Origin of the sequence: Mesorhizobium sp. M8A.F.Ca.ET.207.01.1.1 (assembly GCF_004794715.1) — a bacterium.
Taxonomy (GTDB): Bacteria; Pseudomonadota; Alphaproteobacteria; order Rhizobiales; family Rhizobiaceae; genus Mesorhizobium.
This window is the reverse complement of sequence record NZ_SRUS01000164.1, coordinates 1-393: the sequence shown is the minus strand read 5'-3', so window position 1 is coordinate 393 and position 393 is coordinate 1. Positions and strand designations below refer to the sequence as shown.

Sequence of the window (393 nt, the reverse complement as noted above, 5' to 3'; positions counted from 1 at the left end):
GGCCGGTCACGCCGTCGGCGGCGAAGTCCACGGTGTGGCCACGATCCTCAAGGTAGTCGCCAAGGTTGGCGGCGATGTCGCTGTTGTCTTCGATTACGAGAATGCGCACTGGGACCTCTGGTTCTTGAAGGGTCGTCGGGGGGCCAGGCCCACCCGCTCAGGATGCCCCTGTGCGGGTGGACGCGACGTCTACCTGCTGAACGATACAGGTTCCATTCTTAACATTTCGTACCGACGGGGCGACACCGGGCGAGGCCCCTGCGGCGGCGGGTCAGCGGCTGATGCGCTGCTGGTCGGTCAACGCCTGGCGCCTGTCTTCCTGAGCCTTGCGACGCTGGGCCACGGTCAGGCAGACACTGGTCGGAATGTTGCTGCCGGTGAGGCGCTCGCGAC

The 393-nt window shown here is 65.9% G+C and carries 1 pseudogene; it reads right to left on the bottom strand.

Features of this window, described 5'->3' with window-relative positions:
- Nucleotides 1-109, bottom strand: a pseudogene (locus EN850_RS37970) (response regulator transcription factor); the annotation flags it as partial.
- Nucleotides 110-393 lie beyond the last annotated feature (284 nt).